This is a genomic window from Sporomusa sp. KB1, assembly GCF_007830295.1.
Lineage (GTDB): Bacteria > Bacillota > Negativicutes > Sporomusales > Sporomusaceae > Sporomusa.
In genome coordinates, this window is sequence record NZ_VLKC01000002.1 from 3,033,980 (window position 1) to 3,053,595 (window position 19,616).

Sequence of the window (19,616 nt, forward strand, 5' to 3'; positions counted from 1 at the left end):
CTTATATTATTTAGAAAGAATACCCCCTTTCTGATAATAAATAAGAACGACTACGGCCACTGTCATCGTCCTAAAGGACTTTGGCACAAGCCAAGTCTTATCTTATAAGTAGGCTCTTAGCCTTTTTTGTATTTGTTTTTATTTTGCATTGCATCTTGTTAGCTGATGATGTGTATATATAATTTATTCGGAGGTGTAATGTATGGAAAAGGTAAATCCCAAAAGAATTTTGCTACCTCAAGTTATTGAACTGCTGCGGCATTCGCTGCATACTATCCAGTATGGTTATTTGATCTTGACAGTGCAAGACGGGTGTGTAATAAAAATGGAGAGAACAGAAAAATTCATATTTTCATCTAAAAACAAATCAGGCTATATCACACGCGACGTTCCGGTAGAACAACACGCTTTTCAACCTAAAATTCTTGCCCAGCTTCAAGGGCTGATGTATGGCCAATTGATTATCCGGATTGAAGACGGTAAGATAGAACAGATTGAGAAAACGGAAAAACGGCGGATTAATGAATATGAAGGAGTATATGGGGACGGGATATGATTTCCTGCGGCTAAAAGGGGAAGGGTATTAATGACGATTACTTACGAGCTTGAAAATGCACTTTATCTTAATATAACGAACCGTTGTACCAACAATTGTTCGTTTTGCGTAAGAAACAGTCAGGAGGGACTGTCGCAGGGCGTTAACTTATGGCTAAAAAGAGAGCCTACCGTTGAGGAAGTTGTGACAGATATTCAAAAATGGGATATTGATAGATACCAGGAGTTTGTTTTTTGTGGATATGGGGAGCCGATGATACGTACCTATGACATCATTGAGATATGTACGCGGCTCAAAACGGCGTATAGTCTGCCAATTCGCATAAATACAAATGGACACGCCAATTTGATCTGCGGCAGGGATATTACGCCGCAACTAACAGGAGTAGTGGATGCTGTCTCTATAAGTATGAATGCTAAAAACAGCAAAGAATATCAGCAACTATGTCGATCACAATATGGTGAAAGAGCCTATGCTGCTATGTTGGATTTTGCCACTAAATGTAAAAAACATATTCCCAGAGTAAGGTTATCAATTGTTGATGTTATGGCTAAAGATGATATTCAGGCTTGCCGGAAAATCGCCGGAGAAATTGGTGTTGATTTAAAAGTCAGGCATTTTGTTAATCATAATTAAATAAAATGAGTCAGAGCGCAGTCTCTGACTCATTTTTGTTTTACTGTTTACTATTCCAGCGCCTGCGCCAAATCGGCAATGATGTCTTCCACATCTTCAATGCCGACCGACAAGCGCAGCAAACAGTCGCTAATGCCCAGACGTTCTCGAGTGTCAGCTGGGATGTCGGCATGGGTCTGCACTGCCGGGAAGGTAATTAACGATTCAACACCGCCTAAACTCTCGGCAAATTGGAGAACCTTAACCTTGCGCAATACTTGTGCAGGCAGGTGGGGATGGGCTACAACAAAGGATAACATGCCGCCATAACCAGCCGCTTGGGACTCTTGGATTTCCCGGCCAGGGTGGTCTGCCAGGCCGGGGTAATAGACCTTGGTGACGTTGGGGTGAGCGGTAAGCCATTTGGCAATAGCCAAGGCGTTTTCTTCTTGTTGGCGTAATCGAAGTGCAAGTGTTTTTAGGCCGCGTAGGAGCAGCCAGCTATCCTGTGGCCCAAGGATAGCCCCGGTGGCGTTTTGGATAAAGCCGATTTTCTCGCAGAGGGCAGGATCACGGGCCACTGCCAGGCCACAAATCACATCGTTGTGGCCAGATAAGTATTTGCTGCCACTGTGGATGACAATATCAGCGCCGAGCGTCAGGGGGCGCTGAAGGTAGGGCGATAAAAAGGTATTATCAACAATAACATGAATAGGCTGAGCGTTATTGGCACAGGCGATAGACGTTACCGCCCTGATATCGGCAATTTTCATCAGCGGGTTGGTTGGTGTCTCAAGCAAGATGGCTTTGGTTGATGGCTGAAGCGCTTGGCGTACTTGGTGAGTATCGCTAGTGTCTACAAAGGTGACAGATAAGCCCAATTGGGTAAATAATTGCTCCAGAATGCGGTATGTTCCGCCATAACAATCTTCAGTAATGATCAGATGATCGCCAGGGCGGTAAAGCATGAGTATAGCCGTAATGGCTGCCATGCCTGAGGCAAAGGCAAAACTGGCATGGCCTTCTTCAAGAGCAGCTATGGCTTCCTCCACGGCTTTGCGAGTGGGATTTTGGCTGCGGGAATAGTCATAGCCGGTGCTGCAGCCAAGTTCAGGGTGACGGAAAGTGGCTGTCTGATAAACCGGGGTGCTGATGGCACCGGTAGTTTTATCGGTGACCAGTCCTGACTGGGCAATTTTAGTAGAAATTTTCATAAACGTTCATCTCCTGCATTGATAATGAAAAAACGACTCTTCCGGAAGAAGAGTCGCCTAGATACGCAAATAACTCATCTTCCGGATTGCTCCGCTGGATTTAGCACCTTGCATAACATGCCGGTTGCCGGGTGTCATAGGGCCAGTCCCTCGACCACTCTTGATAAGTTTAGTATTCTATTGTGATTTTATGATTTTTATTTTTACACAGTTGAAGAGGGTTTGTCAATAGTATTTTTAAAAGCATTTATATATGTTTTATATTGACGCTAGTAAAAAAACCATATATGATGATTTAAAGAAATAATCTGGGTTATCTATTAGGGAGGAGGCAGTGTCTGTGACTGAGCGCAGCAACATTCAGGCATTAATCGATAAAGCGGAAACAACTCATACCCTTACAAAAGATGAATTGGTCACTCTGTTGCAAGATCGTCAATATGAAGCAGAGGTGTTTGCCGCCGCCGACCGGGTTCGACAAAAGTATGTGGGCGATGAAGTTCATTTGCGTGGTCTTATTGAATTTTCCAACAGATGCAAGCAAAATTGCTTGTATTGTGGTTTACGGCGTGATAACAGTAAGGTCAGTCGTTATCGCCTGGATGTGGATACCATTATTGATTTTGCTGTTAAAGCCAAGTCATACGGTTACCGTACCGTGGTGTTACAGTCAGGTGAAGATGAATGGTTTGATGTCGATAAAATGGTGGATATAATTAAAAAAATCAAAGAACTTGGTTTGGCCATTACGATTAGTGTTGGCGAAAAATCGCGAGAAGTTTATCAGGCCTATCGCAATGCGGGCGCTGACCGGTATCTTCTTAGGATCGAGACGACAGACAAAGAATTATATGAAAAACTAGATCCTGGTATGAGCTGGGATAACCGGATGAGATGCCTGTACGATTTAAAAGAACTGGGTTTTGAGCTTGGTTCAGGCTGTCTTGTAGGTATACCTGGGCAGACTGTAGAATCACTGGCCGATGATATTCTCTTTTTTAAGGAAATTGACGCCGACATGATTGGGGTAGGGCCATTTATTCCCAATCCTGATACACCCTTAGCTGACGAAGCGGGTGGTACGTTTGAATTAAGTACCAAGGTTATGGCGTTGATTCGTCTCTTGCTGCCTGACATTAACATTCCGGCGACAACGGCGATGGAATCCTTAAATCCGCAGGGGCGGGTGCTGGCGCTGCAGCGGGGGGCTAATGTAGTTATGCCTAACGTCACAGAAGGAGAATATCGCCAATTGTATCTTCTTTATCCGGGGAAAATCTGTATTAACGACACGCCGGCCCATTGCCGTTCGTGTATTACCGGTAAAATTACGGGTATTGGCCGGAAAGTTTCGGAGACTCACGGTTACCGGGTTAAACGAGCCTAACAGGTATAGAGGGGATTGTAGGAATGAGTAAAAGTATTACAGAGGAAGTGCTTGTTCTGATTGAACAAGCTGTGAAGGCTATAAGCTTTGGTTCGGTTACTTTGGTACTTCAGGATTCGCGAATTATTCAAATGGAAAAACTAGAGAAAATCCGGCTTGGTGAGCCTCTGGTTAAGGGGGCAAACAAGATAACTGCTGCAAGTAGTCTTAGGACACGGATTTTGCAGTCAGTCAGCGGCATGGAGTATGGGAAGGTGGCTATCCAAATTCAAGCCGGGCAGATTATGCAGATCGAGAGAACAGAGAAATACCGGGTTGGCAAGTTGACTGGCCTCAATGGTGACGGAATTTAAATTTAATTGATAACGGCGATGAACCCGGATAACGGATTATATCGTCGTTTTACATTTGGCTGTCGAAGGCTATTTTTTTACAGAGATATTTTGCCTTGAGATGATGTGTTTTGTCCAGCTTTTGTACGTAAAATAAGGACTCACGTACTTGTAAAAGAGACGCATAATAGTGTGTTGACAATAAACATGTAAAGGTGTATATTCTACTAAAGAATGCAAAAAGTACATTCCTCAACACAGTACACTCCGGACGAACATCTCAGTATTTTAGAGGCAGGATAATGGGTATGAGGAAAAAGAGGGGGACGGGAGAAAATATGCGAAAAAAATTAATAGCAGTGGCGATGAGTACGTTACTTATGGCTGGAGCATTAGCTGGCTGCGGCGGCGGTACTAAACAAGAAGCAACAAACGAAATCAAGATTGGCGGTAACTTTGAATTAACCGGTGGTGTGGCCAACTACGGCAAGCAAGCCGTTAATGGCATTCAGCTGGCTATCAAACAAGCCAATGCGTCTGGCGGTGTTTTAGGCAAACAAATAAAGTTAGTGCTGGCTGATAATAAGTCAGAATCAGCTGAGGCAACTAACGCTATCACTAAGCTTATTACCCAGGATAAGGTTGTAGCTATGTTTGGACCTGCAACCAGTTCGAATACGATAGCTACTGTGCAGGTATCGCAAGATCATAAAATTCCATTAATTACCCCAACTGGGACTAGCGAAAAGATTACTGTCGATAATGGCAAAACTCGTCCTTATGCTTTCCGGTCTTGCTTTATCGATCCTTTACAAGGTACGATTATGGCTAATTTTGCCAGCAACACGCTGAAGGTGAAAACGGCAGTCATTTATATTGACAGCAGTTCGGACTATTCTAAAGGGCTCTCTCAATCCTTTGAGACGGTGTTTACGCAAAATGGCGGGACAGTGATAGGTAAAGAAGCTTTCTTACAAAAAGACCAAGACTTCAAGGCCACTCTTACCAAGATTAAAGCCATGAATCCTGATGTCGTCTTTTTGCCGGCATATTATGAAGAAGTAGGCAAAATCGTCAAACAGGCACGTGAAATGGGGATGAATATGCCGTTTCTTGGAGCCGATGGCTGGGATGATGCCAAGGTAGTAGAAATTGCCGGAGCGGCTCCGCTTAATAATACGTTCTTCTGCAGCCACTTTTCTTCCCAAGATACGGATCCTAATGTTGTGAAATTCATTGAAGCCTACAAGCAAGAATACAACCAAGAACCTGGCGTTTTTTCCGCCCTTGGCTATGATGCTGGTTTATTCTTAATTGACGCAATCAAACGGGCGAACAGCACTGATCCTGAAAAAATCCGCGAAGCATTAGAGCAAACTAAGAATCTGCAACTAAGCACAGGCCTGATGACGATTGATGCCAATCATAATCCAATCAAGAGCGCTGTTGTGCTTGAAATGAAAGATGGCAAACAAACGTTTAAGGAAAAAGTTACCCCAAATCTATAACTGAGTTTTAGATCAAGTTGGTCCCGTGATAATTGTTTAAAATTGGGTTGACAAATAATTGTATTCGTGTTACTATATAAACACGATATAAATATTTTTTGCTGACCGGAAAACCGGAGGCAATCGACGGCTGAGTTAGCTTCGATTGCCTCCTTTTAGTTTTACGGCTTACGCGATATTTATTTGCAGGAAACAAGGGTAAAATAGTAGTAATCAAATCAGAGAGGGTGGATATTATGGCTAAAATTTATGGAAGTTTGACAGAACTTATTGGTAATACACCGTTGTTGGAACTGAAAAATTATGGTGCAAAAAGGGAAATAGCTGCCAAAGTAATTGCCAAATTAGAATACTTTAATCCGCTTGGCAGTGTTAAGGATCGCATTGGTTATGCCATGATTAAGGATGCTGAAGATAAGGGAATCATTAATAAAGATACGGTTATTGTTGAACCTACCAGTGGCAACACCGGGGTTGGCCTGGCCTTTGTTGCTGCCGCCCGTGGATATAAGCTGATTCTTACTATGCCGGAAACCATGAGTATTGAGCGGCGCAAACTGCTCAAAGCGCTAGGTGCACAGCTTGACCTTACGCCAGGTGCCAAAGGCATGAAAGGTGCAATTGAGCGAGCGGAAGAACTTGTGAAAACTACTCCCAATGCCTGGATTCCGCAACAGTTCAAAAATCCGGCAAACCCTGAAATACATCGGAAAACAACAGCAGAGGAAATTTGGCAGGATACTGATGGCAAAGTTGATATCGTTGTAGGCGGTGTAGGCACTGGCGGTACTATTACCGGTATTGCGGAAGCTCTTAAACAACGAAATCCCGGTGTAAAAGCTGTTGCTGTTGAGCCGGCTGATTCTCCCGTATTGTCAGGCGGCAATCCTGGCCCGCATAAGATTCAAGGTATTGGCGCTGGCTTTGTACCTGAGGTATTCAATACGAAGGTGATTGATGAAATCATCACAGTCCAGACTGATGAAGCTTACCAAGCAGCCCGGGAGGTTGCTACCAGCGAAGGCTTGCTTGTTGGCATATCCAGCGGCGCAGCGCTGCATGCGGCGGCTGAGCTGGCAAAACGTCCGGAGAACAAAGGTAAATATATTGTCGTGATCCTGCCAGATACTGGGGAACGTTATCTGTCTACCCCTCTGTTTGGTGAAGAGTAATCCCCCAAAATAGTAATATAAAATAAAAGCATTCCAACGCGATTATCGTGTCTGGAATGCTTTTATTTTATCCAGGGACTAAGTTCGCCTAAGCTTCAGATAGGGTTAAAACCTCACTCGATGCTTAGTTGAATTTTATGTGACAGTATAGGCAGGAATAACAAGTCTGCCAGCGAATAAATACATAGAATATTTATATTGTTATGCTAAAAATAGTCTATTACAATTATGGATGACAGGTGGTTTATGAAGCAAATAGTAGTTGCAGGTATTGATGCGGGCTCTTCAGCAATCAAGTTGAGCTTATATGATGGTGTGCAGATGAAAAATGTAAGTTGTCCTTCCGGCTGGAATCCCAAGGAACAAGCGGCCAGCCTGCTTGCTGCGGCGCTTGCTAAGCAGGAAGTTATCACGCCGGCCTACCTTGTGGGAACAGGTTATGGGCGTTTCAACCTACCGTTTGTAACCAAAGCCATGACAGAAATAACCTGTCATGCCCGTGGGGCATCCTATCTGCTGCCTGAGGCCAAAACGGTGCTTGATATTGGCGGACAAGATGCCAAGGCGATTCGGATAGATGAGCAAGGTAAAGTTCAGGATTTTGTTATGAATGACAAATGTGCTGCCGGGACAGGGCGGTTTCTCCAGGTTATGGCTAACGCATTGGGGCTTGATGTGGCTGAAATTGGCAATATTGAAGCTGGGGCTGATGGTCAGCAATGTACAATCAATTCAATGTGTACCGTATTTGCTGAGTCTGAGGTTATTGGGCTGGTCAACCGGGGCATTACTCGTGAGGCCATCATTGGCGCTTTGTACACTTCAATCGCTAATCGGGTAGCGGCTATGGCGGCGGGAATCCAGCCAACACCGCCGGTAGCCTTTACTGGTGGTGTTGCGCAGAATCAGGCACTTAGGCGTGAGCTTGCAGCTAGGCTGGGGCTGCCGGTTATTACTCATGACCAGGCGATATTTGCTGGGTCTATTGGTGCAGCCCTGTATGCCTGGGATGCACTTCAAGTAAGTTAGAACAAGTGATAAATGGGGGTAAATTATATGGCAGATGCATTTGCTATGCTCAAAAACATTAAAGAAACAGGGAAAAAGGTGGTAGGCTTTTATTGTGTCTATGCGCCGCAAGAGCTTGTATTGGCTGCTGATGCGCTGGGCTTTGCTTTGTGTGCCACTAAAGAGGAAGCGATTCCTGATGGGGAAAAAACTCTGCCGCGAAACTTTTGTCCGCTCATCAAATCTTCATATGGTTTTGCCGTAACCGATAAGTGTCCATACTTTCTCTATTCGGACATTATTATTGGCGAAACAACCTGTGATGGCAAAAAGAAGATGTTTGAGCTCATGAAAGAATTCAAACCAGTACATGTCATGAAGTTGCCACAGACCTATCTTGACGACAATGATAAGGCCTATTGGTTAAATGAAGTGAAAATATTGAAGGACCTGTTGGAAAAAGAACTGGGCACTACGATTACCGAGGAAAAGCTCAGGGAAGCCATAAAGGTGCTCAATGAAGAGCGGCGTTTGATGCAGGAATTGTCCGAATGTATGAAAAATGACCCAGTGCCGATGACTGGGCAAGACTTCTTAAAACTTATGTGGGGCCGGAATTTCGTTACCGACCGGACAGAATTTGCCCAACAAATAAAAGAAATTATCAAGGATATGCAAGAAAGTATTGCCAAAGGCGAAGCCGCCATGCCTCAGGGTGCTAAACGGATTTTGGTTACCGGTGTGCCAACAGGTATCGGCTCGGAAAAAGTTATAAAAATTATCGAGGATTGTGGTGCAGCTGTTGTCTACATTGAGAATTGCTCAGGCATGAAGCAGTTTGTCACCCTTGTCGATGAAACCAAGCCGCCACTGGAGGCTATTGCTGACAAATATCTGTCAACTCCTTGTTCTTGTATGAGTCCGAACCCCATTCGCCTTGAGAATCTGGCTAAACTGATTAAGGACTATCGAATTGATGGTGTGGTTGACATCACCTGGCAGGGTTGTCATACCTATAATGTAGAAAGCCGCGTAGTTAAGGAGTTCTTAAAGAAAAATGGTGATACTCCATTCCTGCAGATCGAGACCGATTACTCGCAGGGTGATGTGGAGCAGATTAAAACCAGAGTACAAGCTTTTCTGGAAATGATGGCTTGAATTGTAATTTGTGAGTAAGATAGACTTGACAAATGTATCCTGGTTGAGTATCATGTATACATTACTAATAACTTAATATCTAGCTCTTATCCAGAGAGGTCGAGGGACTGGCCCGATGACACCCAGCAACCGGCACATTTGTGCAGTGGTGCTAATTCCAGCAGGAATCAGAGATTATTCCTGGGAGATGAGAGGGGATTAGATGTATAGCAAATGCCCCCTCTTTATTTGAGGGGGCATTTATATTGGGGTATTTAGATAATTGCGGAGGGAGGCTATAATAATGGTTATTACCTTTTTTCCGGGTTTTAAATGGCGACCACAGCTTAAGCTGGTCCAGATAGCTAGTGTGGAAAATCCGTTAGTATTAACGTGTGGTTCCTGTTTAACTGATGTCACTGTGGCGTATGAAACCTATGGTAAACTATCAGGTGCCGGTGATAATGCGATTTTAGTTGCTCACGCATTGACTGGCGATACCCATGCGGCTACCCATGATCAACATGACGAGCAGGGGTGGTGGGAACCCTTAATTGGTTCTGGGCGGCCACTGGATACGGACCGGTTTTTTGTTATTTGTGCCAACGTGCTGGGCGGTTGCCAGGGAACAACTGGTCCGGCTTCGCTTGATCCAGCTACCGGTAAGCCTTATGGAATGAATTTCCCGGAGATTACCATTAACGACATAGTACGGGTACAGAAACGTTTAGTAGATATACTTGGTATTCGACAGCTGGCAATGGTAGTTGGTGGTTCTATGGGCGGGATGCAGGCGCTGGAGTGGGCGGTACATTATCCAGGTTTTATCAAGGCCGCTGTTGTAATTGCTGCTCCAGGTTATTCAGCACCACAAGCCATTGCATATAACCGCGTAGGCCGTCAGGCTATTATGCTTGATCCTGACTGGAAAAATGGGGATTACTATGGCGGGGCAGGCCCGGAAAAGGGCTTGGCGGCTGCCCGGGCACTAGGGATGATTACCTATCAAAGTGAAATGTCTATGGCATATAAATTTGGCCGTCGTACACGCAGGGGTCAGTTTGAGGTGGAAAATTACTTAGACTATCAGGGGGCACGCATTGTCAAAAGGTTTGATGCCAACTCCTATCTTTATCTGCTGCGGGCGCTCGACCTTTTCGATGTAAGTGCTGGTTATGAGTCCTATGAAGCGGCTTTATCCCGTATTAATGCTCAGGTGTTGGTAGTGGGCGTGAGTTCAGATATTTTATATCCGCCGCACCAACAGCAAGAATTGGTCGAAACTATGCGCCGCGTAGGTGTGCGAACCGATTATACTGTTATTGACAGCCCACACGGGCATGATGGATTTTTGATCGATTTTCACTTACTGCGACCGATATTAGTTAAGTTTATTAATAAAGCTTTGCCAGTTCCAAGTGCTTTGCCACTTAGGCAGTGGACTAGGTTTCGGGCCTCCAATTTGGCCTATTTGGGTGCCAGGTTAGTCACGGAGATTCAGTATAAGCCCGCCGTAACCGATATTTCGCAGTAAGACCCCTTGTTTTATAGCCATAAGTAATCATGTGTATGCCTTATGTGTATTATACTGCCATGCCATACTTTGCATATAATGAAGGAAGAGTGGTAGCTTGTGGAAGGAGTTCTGGGATAAAGCTGTGCTGCCTTGCGTTGTGAGTGCAACATTGTAAATTATTCTTGACAGAATCATAGTGAGCCAGCCATAGTATAAGGTATATAGTCCTAAAAGGACTATATACCTTATACTATGTTGGCAGGGCGGGATTTTATAAATATTACTAACTTGGATTAAAGCTGAACAAAGAAAGGGTTGGAGAAGTTGCGATTTGATGACATATGTACAGTATTTTGGCGGGATTGGGTGGTATTAAACCGGCGCTTGGCCAAATTTGTTTTATCCCGGATGATTAGTCCAGTGTTATATTTGGTGGCGTTTGGCTGGGGTTTGGGACGTAACCTGCCAATGAATGGCGGTAGTTATCTGGATTTTATTTTACCAGGTATCATGGCGCTAAATGCGATGAATATAAGCTTTACTTCAGTAGGGTCACCACTTAATATGAGTCGTTTGTACCACAAGACACTGGAGGAGTATCTGATTGCACCGATCAGCCCAGGCTCATTCGTGGCCGGTAAGGTATTAGCCGGGGCGCTTCGGGGACTTATTTCCTGTGCAGTAATTTTTATATTAGCCTATATATTTGGCGCTAAGCTTGCAGTTACTGCCGGTTTTATCCTGACGCTGGCATTGACTTGTCTGTTGTTTGCAGCCATGGGGCTGGTGGCCGCGATGCTCATAAATTCGCATGAAGATATGGCTAGTTTCAATACCTATGTGCTTTTGCCGATGTCATTTCTATGTGCAACATTTTTTTCGCCAGAGCGATTGCCGCTTGCGTTCAGGTGGTTTATTGACCTATTGCCGTTAACTCATGCTACTTATGCCCTGAGAGCCATTGGCGGGGGTCTGGAGATGCCCTGGCTATCGGTTGGTGTTTTGGCTATCTACACACTGCTATTGCTTGCTATTGGCGTATGGACGATGATGCGGGTGCGGGATTAGCGAGGCAATTAGATTATCTCGCTAACGATGGCCGACCAGTTTTTTCCTTTATAGGCATTGTAACCGCGGGTGCGGGCATAACCATAAATCTTGGTATTGCCGCGAGCGTCTTCTTCCAGTGTGTACCCGTAGGTTTCGCCGTTCATAGCACATTGAGCCGCTTTGAGACTGCTGAGGTTATCGGTTAAAATGCCTTTGCGGCTGGGGCAGGCAATGACATAGCCATCCTTATTAATAATAGCGATAGTTCCTTTCTTGCCAATGCGGGCTGAATCAAGAATATCATAAATATATTCCCAGTTAAAGCGGGAAGAAAAATAGCCCACAATTTCATTGGCATCATTCCGGATAGGGCAAGAGTAGGCAACAGTATGACGATTTTCGATAGCGGAAAAATACAGATCGGTTACAGTTATGGTATTGGCTGCTTTCACTTCCTGAAACCAACTTTTATCAGCCATGCTTTTTCCAATAAGTTCACGGTGTACACCGGCAGCTACAATGATACCGGCGGTATCAAACACATAGAGATCAAAATAGACTTCATAGATATCAACAAGTGTTTTTAACAGGTTGTTAGCCTCTTCAACACGATTAGTTGCGGTGGAGCATAAGGCATTTTTTACTTGGGTAAAACCTGCCCAAGCCTGGGCATCGCAATTGCGCTCAAATAGGTTGCGGTCAATTTTGTCGATCGTATCATAGGCCACATCCGCTGTGCGTGCGGCCATAACTTCATTGGCCTTTGATTGAATATTTTCGATAATTGCGGTGCTTTCTTTAGTTGTCGAGAAACTGCGGGTGGCCAATTTTTTGATTTCTTCTGCCACTACGCTGAAGCCTCGGCCAGCCTCTCCGGCTCTTGCCGCTTCAATAGCTGAGTTTAGCGAAAGCAGGTTAGTTTGTTGAGCGATCTGCTGGATGGTATGTATTACTTTGCTCATGTCATTATTGGCATGCTTAAGCTCAGCTAGCAGGATGGATGCATCAATAATAGTAGTAGTGCTAGACATAGATAATCCCTCCTAAAAAATAAGCAAAGAGGCATTCTGAATACAGAAGGCCTCTTTGCCATTATATTTTTATATTATAATGGTAATATAGTACGCGAGTCAAGTTGCTTGCATAAAATTGTTTCAGTGATGAAGACAGTTTTGGTCAAACCTTCTCGTAATCTTTTGGATTACCCCTTTATTACAAGCGCTGCACTTTCCTGTCTTTTCTGGGTGAGCATGATAATTCCAACCAGAATAGCGCCCAAGACCGCTAATCCCGCTGCAGAGATATATGCCATAGCAAAGGAACCGGTAGTATCGAAAAAGTAGGAAGAAAGTCTTGGGCCGACAAAACAGCCACCGGAATAACCTAGAAACATGATACCATAGTTGACGCCAAGGTTTTTAGTACCAAAATATTTGCCGGTAATAGGCGGAAAGGCAACCAGCAGCCCGCCAAAGGCAAAGCCCAGGATAATAACGCAAGTGATGAATAGCGGCATACTTTTTGCGCTGCCAATTAGTATCAGAGCAACGCAGGTCATTGCCAAGCTGAGAAGTAGGGACTTAAAGCCACCGATTTTATCATAAATTGCACCGAAGAACAGGCGTCCAATAAAGTTTGTCATGGTACTGATACTGACGGCCAGTGCGCCGACGGTGGCAGCAACGCTAATTTGGGTTTGAGCAATAACAGCAGTGGAGTTGACCATCATGGCTCCCGCGGTACTGGCGCAAATAAAGACAGCGAGTAACATATAAAACAATGGGGTTGACAGCATATCTTTCCACTCATAGTCTTTATTATCATCTTTATTGGGGGTAGTGTTAGCTGTAGACGATACAGGATTCCAACCTTTAGGTTTGTAGTTTGCCGGAGCAGAGTCCATCATCCAGCCAACAGCGATAATAGTAATAAAGAACAAGGAGCCAAGTAGTTCAAATGTTCCGGTAACGCCGGCTTTCTCCAGTGCGATCGAGGCAAGCGGAGCGAGGATAAATGGACCAATTGAAGCACTTGCTAACAGCATTCCTGAGATTTTACCGCGTTTATCAGGAAACCAGCGGAGTGTAGCAGCGATAACCGGGTTATACATTATCCCGCCGCCGCCGCCAGCGATAACGCCATATACGAAGTATAGCTGGGTAAGACTTTCACACATGCCGGTGAAAAACCAGCCGCCGCCGAAGAGAAAGGCTCCGAGATACATACTCTTTTTTGCACCATACAGGTCAACTGCTCTGCCGGAAAAGATGCCACATATTGCAAAACAAAAAGTATAAATAGAATAGGCCAAAGAAAGATCTGTCATCGACCAGCCGCGAAGTGCCACCATTGGTTTTGCGAGTACACTGAAGATAGCTACAGCTCCAAGCATAAACAAAATGAGCCATCCCGAAGCGAAAACGCGCCAACGGTTAGTAGTATGTTCGTTCATAAAAAATAAGCCTCCTTTTAAATAAAATTCATTTATAGCTGATGACTAATTTGCTCTAAACCTCCCGCTTCTGCTTGTCCACTCTAAAGCGCACAAGCAGAGCGGGAGGTAGGAGCAATCTAAGTTCATGGATAAGTTTGCTTAAACTTCAGATGGGGTAAAATCCTCCCTCAAGCTTAATCGAATTTATTAGTGTGCAAACCGTTGCCTAACCTTTAGCGAAGCGTCCACCATCACAAGAAACGACGGTTCCGTGAATCCAGGAAGAGTCATCACTGGCAAGGAAGAGAGTTAATTTAGCGATATCGTCAGGATTGCCCAGTTGTTTTACCGGAATTAGTGACACTCTCTTGGAGTAACCGTCAGGGTCATTTTCCAAGCTCTGTTTGATTAATGGAGTTGCAACTGAACCAGGTGCAATTGCGTTTACGCGAATACCCTGTTCTGCATATTCAAGACATAATTGTTTGGTGTAACCGACGACAGCATGTTTTGAAGCAACATAGGCCGTGCCCCCCGGGCCGGCAGTAATGCCGGCAATGGAAGCGACATTGATGATCGTACCCTTGCCTGCTGCCAACATTCCAGGTAAGACAGCATTGGTGAGTAGGAAAACGCCGTTTACATTGATATCAAACATTTTTTGCCAGTCTTCTTCGGAAGTTTCAAGCGACGTTCTATAGTTATCAAAAATACCGGCTGTATTGCAAAGAATATCAATTTTTCCGAATGCAGCCAACCCGGCTGCAACTAATTCATTAACTTGAGAACTATCATTAACAGCGCACTTACAGCCTAGAGCTTCTCCGCCCTGTTGTTTGATCTCCTCAACTACTGAATCGAGACCAGTTTGATTGATATCAGCTGCAATTATTTGTGCGCCTTCTTTGGCCAACATAAGAGCTTGCGCTTTACCAATGCCAGAAGATGCACCTGTAATTAAAACTGTTTTTCCTGCTAATTTCATGCAATAATACCTCCTAATAAATATTTTTTTTCCGTATTCCCGGTCAAACACAGTTTAAACTATTAAGGAGGTTAAGAGTCAATAGAAGTAATAAAATTATTTGATTTTTTAATTAATATAGATGAGCAGTTTATAGGCACAAAGGCTATCCAAATTACAGTGTTAAAACTAGTGGGTGGTTTTTGCGCTCAAAAAAAGAGCCCGTAGCACTAGTAAAGTGGTACGGACTCTTTTGAGCAACGATGAGTATGGCAATAGTCAATTAATTTGGATGGGTTTCAGAAACTACAGGGAAGCCTGCGGTGGCTGGCTATCAATTGGCAGCCATAGCTGATGCCAATTATAGTATTTATTTTCTATTTTGCACATCATAACAATCTTGCTGATAATATCACCGTGTAGTTTCATGCCCTGGGAATGCATATAATCAATGGCAGGCGCAAGATGCCGGGGTGAGAGGACGATGCCTGAATGCGACTGAAATGCTGTATACAGGCAAAGACGTGACGGAAAGAAGACCACATCCTCAGATGGTTTGATATCAAGAAAATTGGCATATTCCTCGTCCACTGCCAGTCCAAATGAAAACTTAGTGCCTCCCTGCTCAAGCTCACTCTTGGGGAAAAGAGCACCAGGGAATACGAAGGGAATTTTTTCGATCCACGACTGTGTTAGTGCCCGCTTATGGGGACTAGAGTACAGTTTATAGCCGTCCTGAGTTTCAAGGCGATACATAGGCGGGCGATACTCAAGACGGAATTTTCCTAAATTGTTTTTAGTATCTGTAATAATGGTTTGAACTTGACGAATACGTTTGAGCAGATTCATATGCCAAATGATTGCTTTTTCGATATCTGCCTCTTTTTCCGAGAGGATGGATGCAATATCATCAATTTTACAGTGATTAATCAAGTTGGCTGCTTCAGCCAATGAATAGCCATACTGACGGTAGATTCTGGACTGGATGAGCACATGGATATCCCAAACGCCATAATACCGATAACCTGAGCGTTCATCTCTGGTGGACGTAATAATACCCTGATCCTCGTAATAGCGTATGGCTTCCGGTGTGATACTTAAAAGCTTTGCAACGTCCCCAATTTTATATTTAATAGGGATAACACCTCCCGTTTGTAGTGGTATAGTTCTATTTATAATAAACTATAAAGCCGCTTGAGAGTCAACCAGTCATATGATGGTATATTGTTTATGAATAGCAAGGAATTTCCCTGTACAATAGTATTATAGCAGATATATATAATGCAAATCTTTAGGCCAAAACTCTGCATAGTTTCAATTCTTTGCAGGGTTTTGGCATTATTAGTGGGAATATATTTCTTGAACTCATATTTATTAAGCAGGAGGTAATACTACATGGAAAATAGCCAGCAAGGAAGTAAGTCATGGAAAGACAATATAGGTACATTTATTGCTATTACAACTGTAGTTTTGGCAGTGTGCGCAACCTTAGCTGCATTTAAAGCAGCTGGATATGGTAATAAAATGGTGCTAATGCAAAGCCAGGCATCAGACCAATGGGCGTATTATCAAGCGAAAAGTATTAAAGAGACAACCTATCAGGTTCAACGTGATGCAATGGCAGTGGCCGCCCAGGAAGCTGGTAAAATCGAGCTGTATAAAAGCAAGCTGGACGAATACGACAAAGAAATTGCCCGTTATAAACAAGAAAAAAAGGAAATTACAGATGAGGCTAAGCGTTTAGAGAAAGACCGTGATATGGCGCAACAATTTAATGGGAAATTTGGACAAGCCTTGATTTTTTTACAGATCGGCATTTTATTATCTTCGTTAGCATCGATAAATAAGGTATATCTCTATTGGTATATGGGGCTTTTTGCAGGCGGTGTTGGTATCATAATGTTTTTATATACCTTTGCAAGTTCTGTTGTATAGGGAATAAGGCAATACGTATATACGCCTTAGAGGCGGGGGGATGTCTTTCATGTTAAGCAGAAGATTTCGTATTCAGGATGTCGAGCCAGGGATGATGCTTGCAAAACCTGCTGCTACCATTGAAGGTAGGGTTGTTTTGACAGAAGGCACTGTTTTAACAGAGAAACTGATTGCCCGCTTACAGAATTGGCGTATCTATGCTGTAGATATTGCAGAAGAACAAGGAACGTTAGCGCCAAAGACAATACCGGAAATGCTGTCGTTATTTAAGAAACCTGGGCTATCAAAGCTTAAGAAAAAATTTTCTGCTGAGTATGAAGATAGTGTTAAAGAAGTGGAAGCGGCTTTTGAACAAATTCGCTATATGAAAGTAGTTCCCCTGATTAAAATGAGAGAGCTTGCCGACAGATCCCTGCGGGAATTTTCACTTGTCCCTGGTGGCATTAATTTACTATATATGTTGGCAGGGATGGGAGACCACCTAGCCTTGCACTCGTTGAATGTCGCGGTTATTGCTGGGATTTTGGGCCGCTGGCTGGGATTTTCTGCTAAAAACCTACAGGATGTAATATTGTCTGCTCTTTTGCATGATGTGGGAAAAACCAAGCTTTCACCAGAGCTTCTCAACAAAAAAGAAGAGGATTTAACGTCAGCTGAAGTGGAAATGATAAGGCAACATCCGGTCGAGGGGTATCAACTGTTAAAGCGGAGTGCGTATCGTCTGCCTTTTAGTGTTCTTGCCGGAGTGCTGCAACATCACGAATGGGAAGACGGAACAGGGTATCCTTTACAGCTTGTCAGCAATAAGATCCATCTTTTTGCTCAGGTAATTCGCGCTGCTGACATGTATGCGACCATGACAAGTAATGATCAAGAAAATCGAATGACGCCCTTTTTGGCGGTGGAAACTATGGTTAGGCAAGCATTTGAAAAATTGGACCCGGCGATTAGCGGTATATTTTTTGCTAATATTAGAGAGCAATTTATTGGGAATATTGTTCGTCTTAGTGACGGGCGGGAAGCGGTAGTTGTTTATCTGAGTAAGCTTGTTTCAGAGCGCCCTGTCGTTCATACACAGGACGGAGAATTTATTGATTTAGAGCAGGTGCGAAATCTGTATATTACTGAGGTAGTCAATGTGTAATGACTAGGTGGCTGCGTAAGATCTGAGAGGATAAACAAGACGATGAAGATACAGGATATTGGCGGTTTGCTTTTTAAGGATCGTTCAGAAGTACGGCTAACAGGTATTCGGCGCTTGTGGAAGCGGCAGGCTGGCAGACAAAGAAAGCAGTTGCATATGTTAGAACAGGCGTATGCAAACTTCGAGAGTACTATCGCGCAGATCAATAACATGATAAAGGACAAGGGGAAACTGACAGACCTTCTAGATCAGCTTATAAATGAAGCCGGGATGACCTTTGGTTCGGAACATGTTTTTTTGAGTTTGCTTGAGGGACGGCCGCAGGTATTTTGGGTTGTGGCCTATAAGGGCAGTTGTGAACCGCGTGAAACTACGCTGGATCAGAAGCTGATGGGGTCAAGTTATGCAGCGGGTCAAATGGTTTACATTACTAGCAGGGAGAACCTGGAGGAGCATTTGCCGCGAACTCTGTTAGGTATGCCGATTATGATTGACGGAAAGCTGGCCGGGGTTTTTGAGGTATTTTTTGAAAGTGGTAAAGTTCTGACTAAAGAGCAGCTCAAGCTGGCAGAAATATATGCGGCTCAAGCTGGGATTGCTGTAAAAATGGCCAGACTAAATGATACGTTAACAAGAAAATCTGAGGAGATTGCGCTGTTGCATGAAGTAGGGCAGGTTGTGGCGAAGCAGCCTTCACCAAGTATTTTGCTCGAGCAGGTAGGAAAAACCCTGAGTGCTTTTTTTAAGGCCGATGCCTGCGCCGCTTTTGTTGTTCAGCGCCATTCCACACCACCGGTGGTGCGGGCGGCGCATATTCAGAATCTGTTACCAGCGGATGTAGCGAGACTGGAATTTTTGCTTACTAATGGAAAAGAGTCTGAGCTGTGGCAAGATACTAACCGAGTGTTAGTTACCCTGCCTTTGGCAGTTGATAAGACAGCTCAGGTAATGCCTTTGTTCTTTCGGCAGATTCTTCAGGGCGCCATTGTATTCTGTTGGGACTATGTGCGAGAGACTAGTAGTGATTTACCAATAGAAGCTACGTTAGCGACGATTGCCAATCAGACAGCGATGGGGCTGGAACGGGAACATTTATATGGCAGCATCAAAAAATTTGGCTTAACCGATACACTGACGGAAATTGCCAACCGGCGGTACTTCGATTTTGTTTTAAAAAAAGAGCTGAGCCGGGTGCGGCGATATGGCCAGCCACTTAGCTTAGTTATGGTGGATATCGACTTCTTCAAAATGATTAATGATCGCTGGGGGCATCAAACCGGGGATATAATCTTAAAGGAAATGGGCAGTTTGCTAAAAAAACAATTTCGTGCTACCGATTTGCCTGCCCGTTATGGGGGCGAGGAATTTGCCGTAATTTTGCCGGAAACAGATGCTGCAACTGCGTATGCATTGGCAGAAATGATACGCGTGCAAACTGAGAAACAGGTATTTGCACCAAGTACTGATAAGATCTCTGTAACCATTAGTGTTGGGGTAGCTACCGTAGAGTTTAGTGAGTACTTAGATAAACTTACAGAAGCTGACTTAATTTTCGCAGCCGACCAAGCATTATATCGTGCCAAAAGTTTTGGCCGTAACCGGGTAGAGGTTAGCGAGTGGAGAAATGAGGAACTGGCAGATTAA

At 44.1% G+C, this 19,616-nt stretch carries 18 protein-coding genes and 2 riboswitches; of the genes, 13 read left to right on the top strand and 5 right to left on the bottom strand.

What is annotated here, in order from left to right; translation table 11 throughout:
* Positions 1–202 precede the first annotated feature (202 nt).
* Together SALPA_RS17715 and SALPA_RS17720 are read left to right on the top strand one after the other, a co-directional pair.
* Positions 203–556 (top strand): DUF2292 domain-containing protein, encoded by a 354-nt coding sequence (locus SALPA_RS17715; protein ID WP_145096960.1) that lies wholly within the window; start codon positions 203–205, stop codon positions 554–556.
* Between the two features lie 30 nt (positions 557–586).
* Positions 587–1,192: a TatD family nuclease-associated radical SAM protein gene (locus SALPA_RS17720; RefSeq protein WP_145096963.1), complete on the top strand. Its 606-nt coding sequence runs from the start codon at positions 587–589 to the stop codon at positions 1,190–1,192.
* Between the two features lie 50 nt (positions 1,193–1,242).
* Here SALPA_RS17720 and SALPA_RS17725 read toward each other — a convergent pair whose 3' ends face one another.
* A complete protein-coding gene (locus SALPA_RS17725) occupies positions 1,243–2,385 on the bottom strand; it encodes a PLP-dependent aspartate aminotransferase family protein (protein ID WP_145096966.1) in 1,143 nt (380 codons plus the stop codon).
* A 71-nt stretch (positions 2,386–2,456) separates the two neighbouring features.
* Positions 2,457–2,555, bottom strand: a riboswitch (SAM riboswitch).
* 170 nt (positions 2,556–2,725) lie between these two features.
* Here SALPA_RS17725 and hydE point away from each other — a divergent pair.
* The 8 genes from hydE (at position 2,726) to SALPA_RS17765 (ending at position 11,513) form a co-directional block, all read left to right on the top strand.
* Positions 2,726–3,772: a [FeFe] hydrogenase H-cluster radical SAM maturase HydE gene (hydE, locus tag SALPA_RS17730; RefSeq protein WP_370516711.1), complete on the top strand. Its 1,047-nt coding sequence runs from the start codon at positions 2,726–2,728 to the stop codon at positions 3,770–3,772.
* A 23-nt stretch (positions 3,773–3,795) separates the two neighbouring features.
* Entirely contained in the window at positions 3,796–4,125 is a 330-nt protein-coding gene (locus SALPA_RS29115) for a YezD family protein (protein WP_186451117.1), read from the top strand.
* Between the two features lie 317 nt (positions 4,126–4,442).
* Positions 4,443–5,612, top strand: a complete 1,170-nt coding sequence (locus SALPA_RS17740) for an ABC transporter substrate-binding protein (protein WP_145096968.1) — start codon at positions 4,443–4,445, stop codon at positions 5,610–5,612.
* Between the two features lie 236 nt (positions 5,613–5,848).
* Complete coding sequence (cysK, locus tag SALPA_RS17745; protein WP_145096971.1) at positions 5,849–6,784, top strand: cysteine synthase A; 936 nt, start codon at positions 5,849–5,851, stop codon at positions 6,782–6,784.
* A 228-nt stretch (positions 6,785–7,012) separates the two neighbouring features.
* Positions 7,013–7,813 carry an acyl-CoA dehydratase activase gene (locus SALPA_RS17750; RefSeq protein WP_222428033.1) on the top strand — a complete coding sequence of 267 codons (801 nt, stop codon included), beginning with the start codon at positions 7,013–7,015 and terminating at the stop codon, positions 7,811–7,813.
* 27 nt (positions 7,814–7,840) lie between these two features.
* A complete protein-coding gene (locus tag SALPA_RS17755) occupies positions 7,841–8,950 on the top strand; it encodes a double-cubane-cluster-containing anaerobic reductase (RefSeq protein ID WP_222428034.1) in 1,110 nt (369 codons plus the stop codon).
* An 83-nt stretch (positions 8,951–9,033) separates the two neighbouring features.
* Positions 9,034–9,144: riboswitch (SAM riboswitch) on the top strand.
* Between the two features lie 89 nt (positions 9,145–9,233).
* A complete protein-coding gene (locus SALPA_RS17760) occupies positions 9,234–10,463 on the top strand; it encodes a homoserine O-acetyltransferase (protein WP_145096976.1) in 1,230 nt (409 codons plus the stop codon).
* Between the two features lie 306 nt (positions 10,464–10,769).
* Positions 10,770–11,513 (top strand): ABC transporter permease, encoded by a 744-nt coding sequence (locus SALPA_RS17765; RefSeq protein WP_145096979.1) that lies wholly within the window; start codon positions 10,770–10,772, stop codon positions 11,511–11,513.
* Between the two features lie 8 nt (positions 11,514–11,521).
* Here SALPA_RS17765 and SALPA_RS17770 read toward each other — a convergent pair whose 3' ends face one another.
* From SALPA_RS17770 to SALPA_RS17785, 4 genes are all read right to left on the bottom strand, one after another.
* Positions 11,522–12,526: a methyl-accepting chemotaxis protein gene (locus SALPA_RS17770; RefSeq protein WP_145096982.1), complete on the bottom strand. Its 1,005-nt coding sequence runs from the start codon at positions 12,524–12,526 to the stop codon at positions 11,522–11,524.
* Positions 12,527–12,696: 170 nt separating this feature from the next.
* Positions 12,697–13,947, bottom strand: coding sequence for an OFA family MFS transporter (locus SALPA_RS17775; RefSeq protein WP_145096985.1), 1,251 nt, complete (start codon positions 13,945–13,947; stop codon positions 12,697–12,699).
* Positions 13,948–14,155: 208 nt separating this feature from the next.
* A complete protein-coding gene (locus SALPA_RS17780; protein WP_145096988.1) occupies positions 14,156–14,914 on the bottom strand; it encodes an SDR family NAD(P)-dependent oxidoreductase in 759 nt (252 codons plus the stop codon).
* A gap of 285 nt (positions 14,915–15,199) precedes the next feature.
* A complete protein-coding gene (locus SALPA_RS17785; protein ID WP_145096992.1) occupies positions 15,200–16,072 on the bottom strand; it encodes a MerR family transcriptional regulator in 873 nt (290 codons plus the stop codon).
* 216 nt (positions 16,073–16,288) lie between these two features.
* Here SALPA_RS17785 and SALPA_RS17790 point away from each other — a divergent pair, with 216 nt between their 5' ends.
* Genes SALPA_RS17790 through SALPA_RS17800 form a run of 3 tightly spaced genes read left to right on the top strand, consistent with a single transcriptional unit; the run spans position 16,289 to position 19,616 of the window.
* The gene (locus SALPA_RS17790) at positions 16,289–16,828 is read left to right on the top strand and encodes a DUF4337 domain-containing protein (protein WP_145096995.1); all 540 of its coding nucleotides are present in this window, start codon (positions 16,289–16,291) and stop codon (positions 16,826–16,828) included.
* A 49-nt stretch (positions 16,829–16,877) separates the two neighbouring features.
* Positions 16,878–17,972, top strand: a complete 1,095-nt coding sequence (locus SALPA_RS17795; protein ID WP_186451118.1) for an HD-GYP domain-containing protein — start codon at positions 16,878–16,880, stop codon at positions 17,970–17,972.
* Between the two features lie 42 nt (positions 17,973–18,014).
* Entirely contained in the window at positions 18,015–19,616 is a 1,602-nt protein-coding gene (locus SALPA_RS17800; protein WP_145097001.1) for a sensor domain-containing diguanylate cyclase, read from the top strand.

Coding starts and splice junctions, on each gene's coding strand:
- SALPA_RS17725 (WP_145096966.1), bottom strand. CDS start 2,385: ATGAAAATTTCTACTAAAATTGCCCAGTCAGGACTGGTCACCGATAAA.
- SALPA_RS17755 (WP_222428034.1), top strand. CDS start 7,841: ATGGCAGATGCATTTGCTATGCTCAAAAACATTAAAGAAACAGGGAAA.
- SALPA_RS17740 (WP_145096968.1), top strand. CDS start 4,443: ATGCGAAAAAAATTAATAGCAGTGGCGATGAGTACGTTACTTATGGCT.
- SALPA_RS17715 (WP_145096960.1), top strand. CDS start 203: ATGGAAAAGGTAAATCCCAAAAGAATTTTGCTACCTCAAGTTATTGAA.
- SALPA_RS17790 (WP_145096995.1), top strand. CDS start 16,289: ATGGAAAATAGCCAGCAAGGAAGTAAGTCATGGAAAGACAATATAGGT.
- SALPA_RS17775 (WP_145096985.1), bottom strand. CDS start 13,947: ATGAACGAACATACTACTAACCGTTGGCGCGTTTTCGCTTCGGGATGG.
- SALPA_RS17780 (WP_145096988.1), bottom strand. CDS start 14,914: ATGAAATTAGCAGGAAAAACAGTTTTAATTACAGGTGCATCTTCTGGC.
- cysK (WP_145096971.1), top strand. CDS start 5,849: ATGGCTAAAATTTATGGAAGTTTGACAGAACTTATTGGTAATACACCG.
- SALPA_RS17795 (WP_186451118.1), top strand. CDS start 16,878: ATGTTAAGCAGAAGATTTCGTATTCAGGATGTCGAGCCAGGGATGATG.
- SALPA_RS17760 (WP_145096976.1), top strand. CDS start 9,234: ATGGTTATTACCTTTTTTCCGGGTTTTAAATGGCGACCACAGCTTAAG.
- SALPA_RS29115 (WP_186451117.1), top strand. CDS start 3,796: ATGAGTAAAAGTATTACAGAGGAAGTGCTTGTTCTGATTGAACAAGCT.
- SALPA_RS17720 (WP_145096963.1), top strand. CDS start 587: ATGACGATTACTTACGAGCTTGAAAATGCACTTTATCTTAATATAACG.
- SALPA_RS17750 (WP_222428033.1), top strand. CDS start 7,013: ATGGATGACAGGTGGTTTATGAAGCAAATAGTAGTTGCAGGTATTGAT.
- SALPA_RS17800 (WP_145097001.1), top strand. CDS start 18,015: ATGAAGATACAGGATATTGGCGGTTTGCTTTTTAAGGATCGTTCAGAA.
- SALPA_RS17770 (WP_145096982.1), bottom strand. CDS start 12,526: ATGTCTAGCACTACTACTATTATTGATGCATCCATCCTGCTAGCTGAG.